Origin of the sequence: Embleya australiensis, assembly GCF_051903075.1 — a bacterium.
In the GTDB taxonomy this organism is placed as follows: Bacteria; Actinomycetota; Actinomycetes; order Streptomycetales; family Streptomycetaceae; genus Embleya.
Genome location: NZ_CP182422.1, coordinates 4,874,393 through 4,890,680, shown reverse-complemented (window position 1 = coordinate 4,890,680; position 16,288 = coordinate 4,874,393). Strand labels below are relative to the sequence as shown.

At 71.6% G+C, this 16,288-nt stretch carries 12 protein-coding genes; 6 read left to right on the top strand and 6 right to left on the bottom strand.

Annotated elements, in window-relative coordinates; all coding sequences use genetic code 11:
• Positions 1 to 125 precede the first annotated feature (125 nt).
• The 3 genes from ACMXN5_RS21345 to ACMXN5_RS21335 all read right to left on the bottom strand — a co-directional run bounded on the left by ACMXN5_RS21345 (position 126) and on the right by ACMXN5_RS21335 (position 3,705).
• Positions 126 to 944, bottom strand: coding sequence for an enoyl-CoA hydratase/isomerase family protein (locus ACMXN5_RS21345; protein ID WP_439678048.1), 819 nt, complete (start codon positions 942 to 944; stop codon positions 126 to 128).
• Between the two features lie 63 nt (positions 945 to 1,007).
• Complete coding sequence (locus ACMXN5_RS21340) at positions 1,008 to 2,546, bottom strand: MFS transporter (protein ID WP_439676562.1); 1,539 nt, start codon at positions 2,544 to 2,546, stop codon at positions 1,008 to 1,010.
• Positions 2,547 to 2,811: 265 nt separating this feature from the next.
• Positions 2,812 to 3,705, bottom strand: coding sequence for a phosphatase PAP2 family protein (locus ACMXN5_RS21335; RefSeq protein WP_439676561.1), 894 nt, complete (start codon positions 3,703 to 3,705; stop codon positions 2,812 to 2,814).
• Positions 3,706 to 4,020: 315 nt separating this feature from the next.
• Between ACMXN5_RS21335 and ACMXN5_RS21330 the strand changes: the two genes are divergently transcribed.
• The 4 genes from ACMXN5_RS21330 to ACMXN5_RS21315 all read left to right on the top strand — a co-directional run bounded on the left by ACMXN5_RS21330 (position 4,021) and on the right by ACMXN5_RS21315 (position 10,141).
• Positions 4,021 to 4,731 carry a response regulator transcription factor gene (locus tag ACMXN5_RS21330; protein WP_078975482.1) on the top strand — a complete coding sequence of 237 codons (711 nt, stop codon included), beginning with the start codon at positions 4,021 to 4,023 and terminating at the stop codon, positions 4,729 to 4,731.
• A gap of 20 nt (positions 4,732 to 4,751) precedes the next feature.
• Complete coding sequence (locus ACMXN5_RS21325) at positions 4,752 to 5,789, top strand: HAMP domain-containing sensor histidine kinase (RefSeq protein ID WP_439676560.1); 1,038 nt, start codon at positions 4,752 to 4,754, stop codon at positions 5,787 to 5,789.
• A gap of 239 nt (positions 5,790 to 6,028) precedes the next feature.
• Positions 6,029 to 9,847, top strand: a complete 3,819-nt coding sequence (locus ACMXN5_RS21320; RefSeq protein WP_439676559.1) for a multifunctional oxoglutarate decarboxylase/oxoglutarate dehydrogenase thiamine pyrophosphate-binding subunit/dihydrolipoyllysine-residue succinyltransferase subunit — start codon at positions 6,029 to 6,031, stop codon at positions 9,845 to 9,847.
• Positions 9,848 to 9,958: 111 nt separating this feature from the next.
• Entirely contained in the window at positions 9,959 to 10,141 is a 183-nt protein-coding gene (locus ACMXN5_RS21315; RefSeq protein WP_078979233.1) for a DUF6104 family protein, read from the top strand.
• A 9-nt stretch (positions 10,142 to 10,150) separates the two neighbouring features.
• On the opposite strand, the gene ACMXN5_RS21310 is transcribed toward ACMXN5_RS21315, so the two are convergent.
• Positions 10,151 to 11,038, bottom strand: a complete 888-nt coding sequence (locus tag ACMXN5_RS21310; RefSeq protein WP_439676558.1) for a DUF4184 family protein — start codon at positions 11,036 to 11,038, stop codon at positions 10,151 to 10,153.
• A 203-nt stretch (positions 11,039 to 11,241) separates the two neighbouring features.
• Between ACMXN5_RS21310 and ACMXN5_RS21305 the strand changes: the two genes are divergently transcribed.
• Complete coding sequence (locus ACMXN5_RS21305; RefSeq protein ID WP_395787707.1) at positions 11,242 to 12,108, top strand: DUF4097 family beta strand repeat-containing protein; 867 nt, start codon at positions 11,242 to 11,244, stop codon at positions 12,106 to 12,108.
• Positions 12,105 to 12,992 (top strand): helix-turn-helix transcriptional regulator, encoded by an 888-nt coding sequence (locus tag ACMXN5_RS21300; protein WP_439676557.1) that lies wholly within the window; start codon positions 12,105 to 12,107, stop codon positions 12,990 to 12,992. Before ACMXN5_RS21305 ends, ACMXN5_RS21300 begins: the two co-directional genes overlap by 4 nt.
• A 546-nt stretch (positions 12,993 to 13,538) precedes the next feature.
• On the opposite strand, the gene ACMXN5_RS21295 is transcribed toward ACMXN5_RS21300, so the two are convergent.
• Both ACMXN5_RS21295 and ACMXN5_RS21290 read right to left on the bottom strand, forming a co-directional pair.
• A complete protein-coding gene (locus ACMXN5_RS21295; protein ID WP_439676556.1) occupies positions 13,539 to 15,137 on the bottom strand; it encodes an ABC transporter substrate-binding protein in 1,599 nt (532 codons plus the stop codon).
• Between the two features lie 86 nt (positions 15,138 to 15,223).
• Positions 15,224 to 16,186 (bottom strand): zinc-binding dehydrogenase, encoded by a 963-nt coding sequence (locus tag ACMXN5_RS21290; protein WP_395787693.1) that lies wholly within the window; start codon positions 16,184 to 16,186, stop codon positions 15,224 to 15,226.
• Between the last annotated feature and the right edge of the window lie 102 nt (positions 16,187 to 16,288).

Sequence of the window (16,288 nt, the reverse complement as noted above, 5' to 3'; positions counted from 1 at the left end):
CCCCACAAGGTCAAAGGACGCCGTCCGGGGCAACAGTGGCAGATCGAAACGCCCGACAGGCAGGGGACGAACGGGCCGCCGCCGAGCTGTGATGTGCCGGAGACGGAGGGCGGGCCCCCCGCGCCTCAGCCCTTCCAGGCGAAGCGCGGCGCGCGGCGCTCGGTGAAGGCCGCCAACCCCTCGCGGACGTCGGCCGAGCCGCGCGACTCCCGCTCCCACCGCTCGCGCCAGGCCTCGACCGGGTCGCCGTCGGCCCCCGGATCCGCGCCCGGGACACCGGAAAGGTCCATCGCCAACAGGTCCTTGGCGGCGCGTACCGTCAGCTGCGAGCGCGAGGCGATCGTGCGGGCGAGGTCGTACACACTCTTGTGCGCCTCCTCCGGCCCGAACACCCCGTCCACCAGACCCACCCGCAGCGCGTGCGCCGCGTCGATCAACTCGGCGGAGAACAACAGGTACTTGGCCGTGGACACGCCCACAAGGCGGGCCAGCCGCGCGGTAGACCCCGCGTCGTAGACGATGCCGAGCTTGGCGGGCGTCACCCCGAACCGGGCCGTGGTGTCCGCGAAGCGCAGGTCGCAGGCGGCGGCGAGCTGGCATCCGCCGCCCACGCACGGGCCCTGGACGAAGGCGATCGTCGGCTTCCCGAAGCCGGCCAGCGCCCGCTCCGCGGCCGAGTTCAGCGCGTGGTAGGCGTCCGCCGCCTCGGCCGTGGCGTAGTGCCCGCGCAGCTCGCGGATGTCGGCGCCCGCCGAGAACACCCCGCCGCTGCCGGTCAGCACCAGCACGCTCACCTCGGGGTCGGCGTCGAGCGCGGCCAGGGTGCCCGGCAGCGCCGCCCACATCGCCGCGGTCAGCGCCCCGCGCGCGTGCGGGCGATCGATCCGCAGCGTGGCGATCGGGCCCTCCGCCTCGACCACGAGCCCGTCGACCCCGGTGTCCATGGTGCCCATCCCGCCGCCTCTCCCGCGCCGACCCGCGCCGCCGACCCACGTCGCGAGGCCACGCTACGGTGCCGGCCGGCCCCGCCCCGGCACGCCCCCCGGTACCCGCTCGTGCCCCGGATCCAGCGGCGGCCCCGCCATGTCGCAGCCGACCCGCACACACGGCGCGGCGCGCCCACCCGGGACGTCCGGCTCGGTCGCGGCCAGCGCCCCGCTCGGCACGGTGAACCAGGCCACCGCCGAGCCGACCACAAGCAGCGCCGCGCAGATCCACAACGCGCGGCCGAAGCCGGTGTCCACCACATCCGGGTCCCGGTAGCCGTCACCGGACAACCCGACCAGCGCCGGCAGACCGGCCACCGCGAGCAGTCCCGCCGCCCGGGCCGCCGCGTTGTTGACCCCGCTCGCGATGCCCGCCCGAGCGACGTCGACCGAGGCCAACACGGTCGCGGTCAGCGGCGCGACCAGGATCGCCAGGCCCAGACCGAACACCACCACCCCGGGCAGCACGTCGGTGGCATAGGACGAGTGCGGACCGACCCGCAGCAGCGTCAGCAGTCCGCCCGCGCACACCAGCGGCCCCACGGACAACTGCCACCGCGGCCCGATCCGCCGGGCCAGATCGCCCGACCGGGCGGACAGGAACAGCATCACCACGGTGACCGGCAACAGCGCCAGACCGGCCTCCTGCGCCGAATAGCCCGCCACCGTCTGCAATTCGAGCACCAGGAGCAGCATGAACGCGCCCAGCGCGCCGTAGACGAACAACGTCACCACGTTGACCGAGGTGAACAGCCGGATCCGGAAGATGTCCAGCGGCAGCATGGGCTCGCGCGAGCGCTTCTCCACCAGGACGAACGCCACACCCGCCACCACCCCGGCCGCGGCCGCGAGCACCGCCGAGGTCGGGTTGGTCTGCACCTCCACCAGGGCCCACGTCACCCCCGCCAGGGCCAGCGCGGCGAGCGCCGCGCCGCTCACGTCGAACCGGCCGCGCGGTTGCGGATCGAAGGTCTCCGGGACGGTGCGCAGCGCCACCACGATGGTCACCACCGCCAACGGCAGATTGATCAGGAAAACCCATCGCCAACTGACCGCGTCCACCAGCCAGCCGCCCAGAAACGGCCCGATCGCGCTCGCCACGCCGCCGAGCCCCGACCAGGTGCCCACCGCCCGGGCCCGGTCGTCGGCGTGGAACGTGGCCTGGATGATCGCCAGCGAGCCGGGGGTCAGCAGCGCGCCGCCGATGCCCTGGAGCGCGCGGGCGGCGATCAGCGTCTCGACGTTCGGCGCGATCCCGCACAGCAGCGAGGCCAGCGCGAACCAGGCCACCCCGATCACGAACACGCGACGCCGCCCGTAGCGATCGCCCAGCGCGCCGCCGAGCAGGATCAGCCCGGCCAGGGTGAGCGTGTACGCGTTGACCGTCCACTGCAGCGCCGCGAGCGAGGCGTCGAAGGAGCGTCCGATGCTCGGCAGCGCCACGTTGACGACGGTCGAGTCGAGCATCGCCATGCCGGAGCCGAGCACGGTGGCGAGCAACACCCATCGACCGGCGGGAGTCTTGGCGCGGATGCCCCCGGAGGGGAGGGAGACGGACACCCGAGCATCATGCCCCTCGACGCTCCGCCGAAAGCCGCCGCACCCGGGTCCTGCGCCGAACGGCCGATCGACCCCGCCCTTGAACCGGGAGCGGTACGAGCTAGGTCCTGTCCGGCGAATCCTGGTGGATCAGGCCGCGTCGTCCGGTGCCGTGCATCGGCGTGCCGGAGAAGCAGCCGCATAGTGGTTCCATTCGGCTGTTTCTCCGGTGTGGCGAGGCGCGGTGCCGGGCGGCGCGGCCCCGCCAAGATCCGCCGGACAGGGCCTAGCGGGCTATCCGCGGCGCCGGGATCGCGCGCGGCGTTCTTTCGCGCCGCGGTTCACGATCCGGCCCGGGCAGTACGGCCATCGCGAAGATCATCAGCAGCACCGCGACCACGGCGTCCATCCAGTAGTGGTTCGCGGTCACCACGACCACGAGCAGCGTGATCGCCGGATGCAGCCACATCGCCCAGCTCGCGATCTTGCGACCGGTCCCGGCCGCGCGCCAGACCGAGGCCACCCCGAGCGCGACCACCACCGCCCAGCCCACGTGCAGCGACGGCATCGCGGCGAACTGGTTGGCGATCTTGGCGCCGGCACCGGCGTACGGCGAGTCGCCCGCGTCCATCCCCGTGTCGGTGAAGCCCGGCATCTTCCGCGGCGGCGCCAGCGGCACCAGGATGTGGATGATCAGCGCGGCGCCGGTCATCATCGCCAGGATGTTGCGCACCCACTTGTAGTGCTCGCGATGGCGGATCCACAACCACAGCAGGAACCCGACGGTCGCCGGGAAGTGCACGTAGGCGTAGTACTTGTTGCAGAACGTGATGGCCGCGTGCGACTGCATGAACCAGTGCTGGATCGACGCCTCGTCGGGCAGTCGCAGGTCCTGCTGCATGGTCAGCAGCTGCTTCGCGTTCGAGAAGGCGGTGGACGTCTCGCCCGAGGCCAGCCCGCGACCGAGCTTGTACACCCCGAACAGCAGCGCGACCAGCAGCAGCTCGCGGGCCGCGTCCTTGATCGTGCGCATCCGGCGGGCCTTGGCCGCGGCCGCCTCGTCCAAAACCGTCGTCGCCCCGCCGGCCTTCGCCACCGACCCCGCCTGCGTGGTCGGCGGCGACTGCTCGCGCCCCTCGACCTCGTGGGAGGGATCCTCCGTGACGTTGCCCTTCACCACGTCCCCCAAGCTGTCGGTTGAGCCGTCGGTCGGCCGATTCGATCGGATCCGTCACCACCCGGGTCGTGGACCACTCCCCGGATCCGCGCGGCGGATCGAGGGGTGCGTTGTCCGGCGGCAACGCTTCAGCCAGGGTAGACGGATCAGGTTAGACCGATCCTCCCCCTGAAGTACCAATCGGGGCCGGCTCGCGGGGGGTACCTCGGTACCTTGTCCCGGCCCCTTCTCCTCTGGACGTCGTAGGGGGTCTCCCCGGTTCGGGCGAGCCCGGCCAACTCGCGCACACCGCCCGCCGACGGTACGTAGGCTGCGGGTATGACCGACGCGACGGGGGAAAAGCGGCTCGTACTCGTGGTCGAGGACGAGCCCATGATCGCCGACGCGGTGGCCGCCCGGCTCCGGGCGGAGGGGTTCGGCGCGATCACCGCGCCCGACGGTCCCTCGGCGCTGACCACGGCCGCCGGCACCCGTCCCGATCTGGTCGTGCTCGACGTGATGTTGCCCGGCCTCGACGGCCTGGAGGTGTGTCGCCGGCTCCAGGCGCTGCACCCGGGGCTGCCGGTGCTCATGCTGACCGCGCGTGACGACGAGACCGATCTGCTCGTCGGCCTGGCGGTGGGCGCCGACGACTACATGACCAAACCGTTCTCGATGCGCGAGCTGGTGGCCCGGGTGCACGTGCTGCTGCGCCGGCTGGAGCGGGCCGAGGCCGCGGCCCGGGCGGTCTCCCCCGAGGCCGCGCTCCAGTTGGGCGTGCTGCGGATCGACCGCACCCAGCGCCGGGTCCGGCTCGGCGTCGACGAGGTGCACCTGACCCCGACCGAGTTCGACCTGCTGGTCTGCCTCGCCTCACGACCGCGGGCGGTGCTCTCGCGCGAGCAGTTGTTGGCCGAGGTGTGGGACTGGGTGGACGCGTCCGGGACGCGCACAGTGGACAGCCATGTGAAGGCGTTGCGCCGTAAACTCGGCGCCGAGTGGATCCGCACCGTCCACGGTGTGGGCTACGCGCTGGAGGCACCGTCCTGAACACCGCCGACCTCCGCCCCGTGCGGTCGCGCCGCCTGCGGCTCGGCCGCGGCAACCTGCGGCCGCTGGATCGATTGCGCTCGATCAAGGCCAAGCTGGGCGTGCTGGTGATCGCGTCCGTCTTCGTCTCGACGCTGCTGATCATCCTGGGGCTGCGGGCCGAGGTGCGGTTTCGGTACATGCTCGTGTTCACCTCGCTGGCCTGCCTGGCGGTCACCCTCGTGCTCGCGCACGGGATGACCTCGCCGCTGCGCGAAATGACCGCCGCCGCGCAGGCGATGGCGCGCGGCGACTACTCGCGCCGGGTACGCGCCACCTCGCGCGACGAGGTGGGCCGGCTCGCCGGCGCGTTCAACCACATGGCGGCCGACCTGGAGGCGGTGGACCGACACCGCCGCGAGCTGGTCGCCAACGTCTCGCACGAGTTGCGCACGCCCATCTCCGCCCTGCACGCGGTGCTGGAGAACCTCGTGGACGGCGTGCAGAAACCCGATCCCGACACGCTGGGCCTCGCGCTCACCCAGACCGCGCGATTGGGCCGACTCGTGTCACAACTTCTCGACCTTTCCCGACTGGATTCGGGGGCGGTCCCGCTCCAGGCGCGCGAATTCGCCGTACGGCCCTTCCTGGTCGCGCTCACCCAGGAGACCGGGGCGCTGGGCGGCGACGTTCGCTTCGAGGTCGACGTCCAGCCGGCGGAGCTGACCGCACGGGCCGACCCCGAGCGGCTGCATCAGGTTGTTACCAATCTGGTGGCCAACGCCTGCCGGCACAGCCCGTTCGGTGGCACGGTGAGTCTGCACGCACGACGCGACGACGGCATCGGCAGCCTGCGCCTGGAGGTCCTGGACGAGGGTCCGGGAATTCCGTCCGCCGAGCGCGGCCGGGTGTTCGAACGGTTCACCCGCGGCGGCGGAAGTTCGTCCACCGACGGGGGAACCGGACTCGGGCTGGCGATCGCCCGCTGGGCCGTGGATCTGCATGGGGGTGATATTTCCGTAGCCGAATCGAGCCATGGGTGCCGAATCCGAGTGCTCCTGCCCGGTGACCCGACGTAATCGGGTGATCGGCCACTAACTGCACGGGACGATCCCGACATGACGTTCCGTGACCACCAATACGGCGGGAAGCAACAAACGCGACTAAACAGTCAACCGTTTGTGATCTACGCGACGCGGAGGCCGAGGGGCCTGCGCGACACCGGTCAAAGGGCGTAGCCTTGTTTCCCGCTGTCCACCACCCCAGGAAGCGGAAGAGGGCGGTTGCCGCCGTGTCGTCACAGTCCCCTAGCAACCCGATGGCCAGCTTCGGCCCCAACGAGTGGCTCGTCGACGAGATTTACCAGCAATATTTGCAAGATCCCAACTCGGTGGATCGTGCTTGGTGGGACTTCTTCGCCGATTACAAGCCCAGCGAGCCGTCGACGTCGTCGACGTCCGCCGGTCAAGCCACCGTGGCAAGCCCGAGCGGCCCCACACCAGTGAGCGGTACCACGAACAACTCTGGAAGCATCCCCGCGCCGAGCACGGCGCAACCCGCGGTGTCGGCGGCGATTTCGTCGACCGCGACGGGGACGACGACTCCGGCCCCGGCCCCGAGCCACCCGATGATGACGACCGGTGTACAGGACGCGGCGCCTTCGCCGACTCCGATCCCGGCCGGCACTCCGGCCCAGCCCGCGCCCGCGAAGGCCGCCCCCGCGGCGCCGGCCAAGCCGCCGGTCGCCAAGGCGCCCGCCGCGCCGAAGCAGCCCACCGCGTCCCCCGAGGCCGTCCAGCTCAAGGGCCCGGCGGCACGTGTCGCGATCAACATGGACTCGTCGCTCACTATTCCGACCGCGACCAGCGTGCGGGCCGTACCGGCCAAGCTACTGATCGACAACCGGATCGTGATCAACAACCACCTCAAGCGTGCTCGCGGTGGCAAGGTCTCGTTCACCCACCTCATCGGCTACGCGCTGGTCCAGGCGGCGAAGTCGATGCCGTCGATGAACCACGCGTACGAAGAGCGTGACGGCAAGCCCTTCCTGGTCAAGCCGGCCCACGTCAACCTCGGTCTCGCGATCGACCTGACGAAGGCCAACGGTGACCGCCAGCTCGTGGTGGCGGCCATCAAGAAGGCCGACGAGATGGACTTCTTCGCCTTCTGGCAGGCGTACGAGGACATCGTCCGGCGGGCCCGGTCGAACAAGCTCACGGTGGACGACTTCGCCGGAGTGACGATCTCGCTGACCAACCCGGGCGGCATCGGCACCGTGCACTCGGTGCCGCGCCTGATGCCCGGTCAGGGCACGATCGTCGGCGTGGGCGCGATGGACTACCCGGCGGAGTTCGCGGGGGCGTCCGCGGACACCCTCTCCCGCCTCGCGGTCAGCAAGACACTCACGCTGACCAGCACCTACGACCACCGCATCATCCAGGGCGCCCAGTCGGGCGAGTTCCTGCGTCGGATGAACCAGCTGCTGCTCGGCGAGGACTGCTTCTTCGAGGAGATCTTCCGTTCGCTGCGCATCCCGTACGAACCCGTGCGCTGGGTGCAGGACATCTCCGCGACACACGAGGACGACGTCAACAAGACGGCACGTGTGCAGGAGCTGATCCACTCCTACCGGGTCCGCGGCCACCTGATGGCCGACACCGACCCGCTGGAGTACAAGCAGCGCCGGCACCCGGACCTCGACGTGGTCGAGCACGGGCTGACGTTGTGGGACTTGGAGCGCGAGTTCGCGGTCGGCGGCTTCGCGGGGCAGTCGCTGATGACGCTGCGCGACGTGCTGGGCGTGCTGCGGGACACCTACTGCCGCACCGTCGGCATCGAATACATGCACATCCAGGACCCGGACCAGCGCCGCTGGATCCAGGAGCGGGTGGAGGTGCCGCACGCCAAGCCGGACCGCGAGGACCAGCTGCGCATCCTGCGCCGGCTGAACGCGGCGGAGGCGTTCGAGACCTTCCTGGCCACCAAGTACGTCGGCCAGAAGCGCTTCTCCCTGGAGGGCGGCGAGACCACCATCCCGCTGCTCGACGCGATCATCTCGGCGGCGGCCGAGGACGGCCTGGACGAGGTCGCGATCGGCATGGCGCACCGCGGCCGGCTGAACGTGCTGACCAACATCGTCGGCAAGTCCTACGCGCAGGTCTTCCGCGAGTTCGAGGGCAACATCGACCCCAAGTCGATGCACGGCTCGGGCGACGTGAAGTACCACCTCGGCGCCGAGGGCACGTTCTCCTCCGAGGACGGCGCCCAGGTCAAGGTCTCCCTGGTGGCGAACCCCTCGCACCTGGAGGCGGTCGACCCGGTCCTGGAGGGCGTCGTGCGCGCCAAGCAGGACATCATCGACATGGAGGGCGCCGACTTCCCGGTCCTGCCGCTCCTGCTGCACGGCGACGCCGCGTTCGCGGGTCAGGGCGTGGTCGCCGAGACGCTCAACATGTCGCAGCTGCGGGGCTACCGCACCGGCGGCACGATCCACGTGGTAATCAACAACCAGGTCGGCTTCACCGCCTCCCCGGCCGCGTCCCGCTCGTCCATCTACGCGACCGACGTCGCGCGGATGATCGAGGCGCCGATCTTCCACGTCAACGGTGACGACCCCGAGCAGTGCGTGCGGATCGCGCAGCTCGCGTTCGAGTACCGACAGACGTTCCACAAGGACGTGGTGATCGACCTCATCTGCTACCGGCGCCGGGGTCACAACGAGGCCGACAACCCGTCGTTCACCCAGCCGCTGATGTACGACCTGATCGACAAGAAGCGTTCGGTGCGCAAGCTCTACACCGAGGCCCTGATCGGTCGTGGCGACATCACGGTGGAGGAGGCCGAGCAGGCGCTCAAGGACTACCAGGACCAGCTGGAGAAGGTCTTCTCCGAGGTCCGGCAGGCCACCGCGCCGCAGGCCCCGCAGGTGGCCCCGGCCGCCCCGGCGGCCGACATCGCCTTCCCGCGGATCGACCCGACCGGCATCGCGCACGAGACGGTCAAGCGGATCGTCGAGTCGCAGGTCTCGCTGCCCGAGGACTTCGCCGTACACCCGCGCCTGCAGCCGCAGTTGCAGCGTCGGGCGGCGATGGTCGAGGACGGCACGATCGACTGGGCGATGGGCGAGACGCTGGCGTTCGGTTCGCTCCTGATGGAGGGTCGCCCGGTGCGCCTCGCCGGTCAGGACAGCCGGCGCGGCACCTTCGGCCAGCGGCACTCGGTCCTGGTGGACCGCACCTCGGGCGCCGAGTACACCCCGCTCGCGCACCTGTCCGAGGACCAGGCCAAGTTCACCGTGTACGACTCGCTGCTCAGCGAGTTCGCCGCGATGGGCTTCGAGTACGGCTACTCGCTGGCCCGGCCGCAGTCGCTGGTGTTGTGGGAGGCGCAGTTCGGCGACTTCGCCAACGGCGCGCAGTCGATCATGGACGAGTTCATCTCCTCCGCCGAGCAGAAGTGGCACCAGCACTCCGGTGTGGTCCTGCTGCTTCCGCACGGCTACGAGGGCCAGGGCCCGGACCACTCGTCCGCGCGCATCGAGCGCTACCTGCAGATGTGCGCGCAGAACAACATGACGGTGGCCGCGCCGACCCTGCCGAGCAACTACTTCCACCTGTTGCGCTGGCAGGCGCTCAACCCGCACCACAAGCCGCTCGTGGTGTTCACCCCGAAGTCGATGCTGCGCCTGAAGGCCGCCGCGTCGAAGATCGAGGAGTTCACCACCGGGCAGTTCCGGCCGGTGATCGGGGACACCACGGTGGACCCGGCCAAGGTCAAGCGCGTGGTCATGTCCTCCGGCAAGTTCCACTACGACCTGGCTGCGGGCCGGGCCAAGGCGGGCCGCGACGACGTCGCGCTGGTCCGCGTGGAGCGGCTCTACCCGCTGCCGGTGGCCGAGCTGAAGGCGGAGCTGGAGCGCTACGGCCTCGACCGCTACGGCAAGGACCTGGAGCTGGTCTGGGCCCAGGAGGAGCCGACCAACCAGGGCGCGTGGCCGTTCATCGCGCTCAACCTGGTCGAGTACGGCCTCCCGGCGCCGCGGCGGATCGCGCGTCCGTCGTCCTCGTCGCCGGCGGTCGGTTCGGCCAAGCGGCACGAGGCCGAGCAGCAGGGTCTGGTCGAGGAAGCGATGAGCTGATCCACGGCTCGTAGGTCGATTCACCGGCTCCGCCCCGGCGCACGTACGATGCGCGCCGGGGCGGAGCCGCGTTCGGCGGTGGATCCCGCACACATATCGGAGTCGGAGAGCATGTACTTCACGGACCGTGGCATCGAGGAGCTGGAGAAGCGGCGCGGCGAGGAGGAGGTGTCCCTGGCCTGGCTCGCCGAGCAGCTGCGCACGTTCGTGGACCTCAATCCCGAGTTCGAGACGCCCGTCGAGCGGTTGGCGACCTGGCTGGCGCGGCTGGACGACGAGGACGACGACGAGTAGCGGGCTCGGTCAGGTCCCGGTGTCGGCGCGGCGCGGCGCGCGGGTGTGCCACGCGGCCCAGCCGAGGGCGTAGAGCACCAGTCCGACGGCGAGGCCGCGGCCGAATCCGGTCGCGGCGTCGAAGCCGAGCACCTCGAAGGCCGGTACCCGCCCGTCGGGGAACGGCAGCAGCGCCCTGGCCGCCCCGATCGCACCGACCAGCACCAGGGCGCCCAGCACCGCCCAGCGCCCCGCCACGGGCATGCGGGGGCCCGTGACGGGGCGTTGCGGCAGGCGGCCGATCCAGCGCCACGTCCACACCGAGCAGGCGACGAGCCCGACCACCGTGCTGATGTGCTGGAGCAGCACGTAGCCCGGCCGCAGGCCCAGGAACTCCCGGCGCAGCTCGGGCAGTACGTGTGCCACCCCCGGGTCGTCGTGGTGCGTCCAGGCGTCCCAGGCCAGGTGTGAGAGCCCGCCCAGCACGGCGGAGACCACGAACCACGCGCACACCCCGAGCATTTCCCGCAGGAACGGCCGTCGGGCCCGTGCGGCGACGTACCACCGGCCCGGCACGCGCGGGCGCAGCGGCTCCTCCAGGGCCGCCCGGATCCGGTCCGGAAGCAGTACGAGCAGTGGCCGCGCAAGCAGGTGGAACGCAAGCACGAGCAGCGCGGTGAGCACGATGTTCAGGCCCAGCACCCCGGGCCACACCTCGTGGGTGGCCCGGCGGTCGGCACGCATCGGCAGGAAGTCCAGGTTCACGAACAGGATCACGTCCGGGGCCATCGCGCCGAAGGCGAGCGCCGAGGCGATCAGCGGGCCGTGTCGACCCGCCCCGGCGCCGACCGTGGTGCCGGTGCGGGTCGCCCCCTGCAGCGGCAACACCGCGGCGATGTGGCTGAGCGTGAATGGCATGCGTGGCGCCCCCGGGATGCGATGCGGGCCCGCCGCGCGGGCCGCGCGGCGGGGCAAGGTCCGTCGGCATCGAAGAACGCCGAAAGCAGACCGGATGGTTCCCTTGACCTGTGGGACACGCGATATATCGTGAGTAGCAGAGCTTCGCGATATATCGCGTCCGGCACATCGCGTCCGGCACACCGACCCCAAGGGGAGGGTCCATGTCCCGATGGATGATCGAGGGACCGCAAGACCTCACACTCGACACCGTGCGGGTGCTGCGAGTGCGCACCATCGGCGGGCTGGTCGACGTCGTGGGCACCGACGGCCCACCGCGCCTGGAGGTGCACGCCGTCGAGGGTCCGCCGCTGCAGGTGACCCACGACGAGGTGAGCGGCGAACTCGTCGTCTCCTACCCGGACCTGACGGCCAAGCACCTGATGGACCGGTTCCAGAACGCCGGCAAACGCTCCGACCTGCGCGCGTTCGTGACCGAGGGGCGCGCGCTCGGTCGGCGGCACGCCGAGGTCTCGCTGGCCGTGCCGTGGGACTGCACGGTCGAGATCGGCGTGGTGTCCGCGCACGCGACCGTGTCCGGGATGCACGGCACCACCACGGTGCGCAGCATCGGCGGCGACGTGACCCTGGTCGGGCTGACCGGCACGGTCGACGCGAACACGATCTCCGGATCGGTCGACGCCGAATCGCTGGCCGGCGACCTCGGGGTGGTGACGGTGGCCGGCTCGCTCACCGTGATCGAGGGCACCGGCGGCCGGGTGCGGGCCAACTCGGTCTCCGGGTCGATGACCCTGGACCTGGACGAGGTCGGCCGCAGCCACGTGCAACTGACCACGGTATCCGGCGAGTTGACCGTGCGCCTGCCGCACCGCGGCGACATGCGCGTGGACGTGCGGACCGCGGCCGGCTCCGTCGACTCGGTCTTCGACGAGCTGACCACGAGCGCCAAATTCGGCGCGAGCCACGTGACGGGCAAGCTCGGCGAGGGCTCGGGCCGGTTGCGGATCAACTCGGTATCGGGCGACGTGACGCTGCTGCGCCGCGCGCCGGAGGGAAAGGTGAGCGCATGAACCCCGTCTTCGGCCACGGCCGGCTACGGCTCTACCTGCTGAAGCTGCTCGACGAGAGCCCCCGTCACGGCTACGAGGTCATCCGCCTGCTCCACGACCGCTTCCTGGGCCTCTACTCGCCCTCCGCGGGCACCGTCTACCCGCGCCTGGCCAAGCTGGAGCAGGAGGGCCTGGTCGAGCACGACGTCGAGGGCGGCCGGAAGGTCTACCGGATCACTGACGCCGGCCGCGCCGATCTGGCGGCCCGCCAGGAGGAGTTGACCCAGTTGGAGGCGCAGATCCGCGAGTCGGTCTACGAGCGGGCCCGGGAGATCCGGGACGAGGTGCGCACGTCGGCGCAAAACCTGCGGGAGGAACTGGGCCGCGCGGCCCGCGAGGTCCGCAAGTCCCCGCGCCCCGCCGTCGAACCGGAGGCGGCGGCCGAGGACCCGGACACCGACGACTGGTCCGACTCCCACAGGGCCGGCCGCCGCTCCTGGGAACCGATGTTCTCCCAGCGCATGGCCGACCTCGCCGAGGGCCTGGCCCACAACCTGGTCGACCTGGCCGCCAAACCCGGCCTGTTCGACCTGGAACGCGAACTCCGCCGCCGTTTCGGCGCCGATCCGGAACCCACCTCCGCCCGAGCCCGAGCCACCGACGCCTGGTCCAAGGAAACCGACCGCCCGACCCGCGACCCGGAGGGCGGCCTCGACCTGGAGGCCATCATCGACTCCATCCGCACAGAGGTATCCCCCTGGGCCCACCGAGCCGGCGTAACCCAGGACCAACTGACCGAAGCCCGCACCATCATCAAGACGGCGATCAAGGACCTGAAAAAGGTCTTCGATCCCCCACACCCCTCCGACAAGCCACAAAAAGACCCCGAAGCCCCCATCGAGTAGACGACCCGGGGCCGCACCACACACGCACACCCACGGGCCGAGCCACGCACGCGCCGCACGCGTCGGTCGCGTGGACAGCCAGGGCGGGGGTTCGGGGCGGGCGGGGCCGGGGCGGGGCGGGCCGGCGAGGCCGTGAGGTGGGCGCGGTGGGGCTGCGGGGCGCTGGGGTGGCTTGGTGCACCGGAGCAAGGCCGGGATCGCGATGTGAGCGAGGCGGGGCGGCGGAGTCGTGTCGGCGGCGTTGCTGCTTGTCGGGCGCTTCGCGCCGGCTCGCGAGGGGCCGCTTTTCTCTCTCCCCCGCTTCGCTCCTCCGAGAAAAAAGCGGCCCCTCGCTCGGGGTCGGGTGTCCCTCCGCTTCGCTCCGGGCCACCCGACCCAAAACTCGCGGCTCCGCCGCTCTCCGCGCTTCGCGCGTCGATCACGCGGGCGGACCGGGTCGGGGGCGCTGACGCGCCGACCGGGTCGGCCGGCGAGTCGGGTTGCCGGGGAAAGGCCGTGTGCGACGGTGGCCGGCTCGGGGGTGGGCCGCGTGGTGCGTCAGGCCCCCTACCCCCGCCGATGCAGCCGCGCCAGCGACAACCGCCCCGCCGCCAACACGCGCGTGTTCACCGACTCGACCCGCCCCGTCCGCCCCACCACGACCTTCGGATACACCGGGGGAAGCACCACCGCGTCCCGCGCGACGATCTCGCCCGCCACCCGCGTGAGCCGCGCCCGCCGCGCGTTGTCCGGCGTCGCCGCCGCCTCCTCGACCAGCCGATCCAGCTCCGGGTTCACATACCCCGTGCTCTCGCCCCCGGTCGACACCGCCGGCGCCAACGCCGCGAAGCCCGTGCGCCCCACCGCGTACCCCGACCCGCGCCGATCCACCAGCGCCGCGTCGAAGTCACCGACCCGCCGCCGCGCCGCCCACGTCGCCGCGTCCACCCGCTCGACCACGACGGTGAACCCGACCCGGTTCCACCCCTCGGCCAACACCCGCGCCACGTCCGGCAGTTCCCCGGCCTCCTCGACCACCGCCAGCAGCGTGAACCGCACGCCGTCCCGCGGCAACGGCACCGGCGCCTCGCCCAACATCGCGGTGACCCGCTCCGGCTCCACCGTCGGCCCCGCCGTCGCGCTCGGACTCGGCTTCGGCGACGCGGTCGGGCTGACCCCCCGCCCGTACGGGGTGTACTCCGGGTCCCACCCCTCGTTGCCCGGACCCAGCGGCCCCTGCCCGATCACCGCGTCGCCCCGGTACACGTCCCGCAGCACCCGGGTGCGATCCATCCCGAACCCCAGCGCCCGCCGCACCGCGACGTCGTCGAACGGCGGCCGGCGCAGGTTCGGCAGCACCACCAGGTCGGCCGGCCCGCTCGCGGTCTGCACGTACGTGTCGTCCGCCTTGCGCAACCGCCGCGCCTGATCGGGCGTCGGGTGCGGGTACACCGCGAGCCGGTGCGCCTTCAGATCGGCCACCGGATCGGCCGAGGCGCGGAACTCCCACGCGTCCGCCGGCGCGGCCTTGTCCCGATACCCCGCATCCCGGCGCAACACGACCGCACCGCCGTCCGCGCTCGCCAGCCGGAACGGCCCGGTGCCCACCAGCGCCCGAGGATCCCCCAGGCTCGCCTGATGCGGGATCGGCAGACAGGCCAGGAACGCCCGCAGCGCCCCGAACGCACGCGGCAGCTCGATCCGCACCGTCCGCGCGTCCGGCGCCTCGATCGCCCCGAACCGCCCCGCCAGCCACGGCGCCCAGTCCCCCGCCGTCGCCGGATCGTTCACCCGACGCAGACACGCCGCCACATGCTCGGCGGTGAACGGATCCCCGTTGTGGAAGCGCACATCCGCCCGCAGCCGCACGGTCCAGCTCAGCCCGTCCGGCGCGATCAGCGGATCGGCCGCGGCCAGCACCGGCCCGATCGTGGTGTCGTCTCGGTAGGTGTACAGCGCCTCGACCACCGGGTCGGAGATCCACCGGGTCGCCTCGGCCGTCGAGTGCACCGGATTGAGCACGTCGGGCAGCCGCGGCAGGCCCACCACGAGCGTGCCCCCCGACCGCGACTCGCGCCCGCCGCAGCCGGCGAGCAGGCCCGCGGACACCGCGACCACCCCCGTACCGGCCCCCAGGGCAAGCACACGGCGACGGGACAACGGCATCCGAAGGTCCTTCCGAAACAACCCAAGCAACCAACTACCGGCTACCGGCTACCGGCTACCGGCAACCAACAGCCGAATCAACCGAATCAAACAGCGAAAACGATCTTCCCGAACAACTCACCCTCCGCCAACCGCCGAAACCCCTCCACCGCCTCGCGCAACGGCAGCACCGAGTCGATCACCGGCCGCACCCCACCATGCGCGCACAGCCGAAGCAGCCCCGCGAGTTCGTCCTTGTCGCCCATCGTCGAACCGACCACGCGCAGTTCGTTGAAGAAGATCCGGGTCAACTCTGCGGCCGGCGGCCGATCGCCCGAGGTGGCGCCGGAGATCACGATCGTGCCGCCCGGCTTCAGGCTCTTGATCGAGTGCGACCAGGTGGCCGCGCCGACCGTCTCCATCACCGCGTCCACCCGCTCGGGCAACCGCGCGCCCGAGGCGAACGCCGCGTCCGCGCCCAGCTCCACCGCCCGCGCGCCCTTGGCCTCGTCCCGACTGGTCACCCACACGCGGTACCCGGCCGCCTTCCCGAGCACCACCAGCGCGGTGGCCACCCCGCCGCCGGCGCCCTGGACCAGGATCGTGCCGCCCGGCCGCACTCCCGAGTTGGTGAACAACATCCGATACGCCGTCAGCCACGCCGTCGGCAGGCAGCACGCCTGCTCGAAGCTCAGTTCGGCCGGCTTGGGCAGCAGGTTCCAGCGCGGTACGGCGACCTTCTCGGCGAAGGTGCCGTCGTAGCGCTCGGTCAGGATCGATCGGGGCTCGTCGGTCCCGAGCCCGCCGATCACCGAGTGCACGACGACCTCGTTGCCGTCCTCGTCGATCCCGGCCGCGTCACAGCCCAGGATCATCGGCAACTGCTTCTCGGTGATGCCCACACCCTTGAGGGACCACAGGTCGTGGTGGTTCAGCGAGGCGGCCTTGACCGTGACGGTCGTCCATCCCGGCGGCAGTGCCCCGTCCGCGCCGGGCTCGGGTCGTTCCCCGAGCCGGAGACCGGACAGCGGGTCCTGGGCATCGATGCGCACGGCACTCACGGCAAACATGCAGGCACCCTACTGACGCCGGCGACGAGCCGAGGGGCCCACCCGCCCGGGTGGGCCCCTCGGCTCTCGGCAGCCGTGGCCGCGCGTCGATCGTCGAACGGT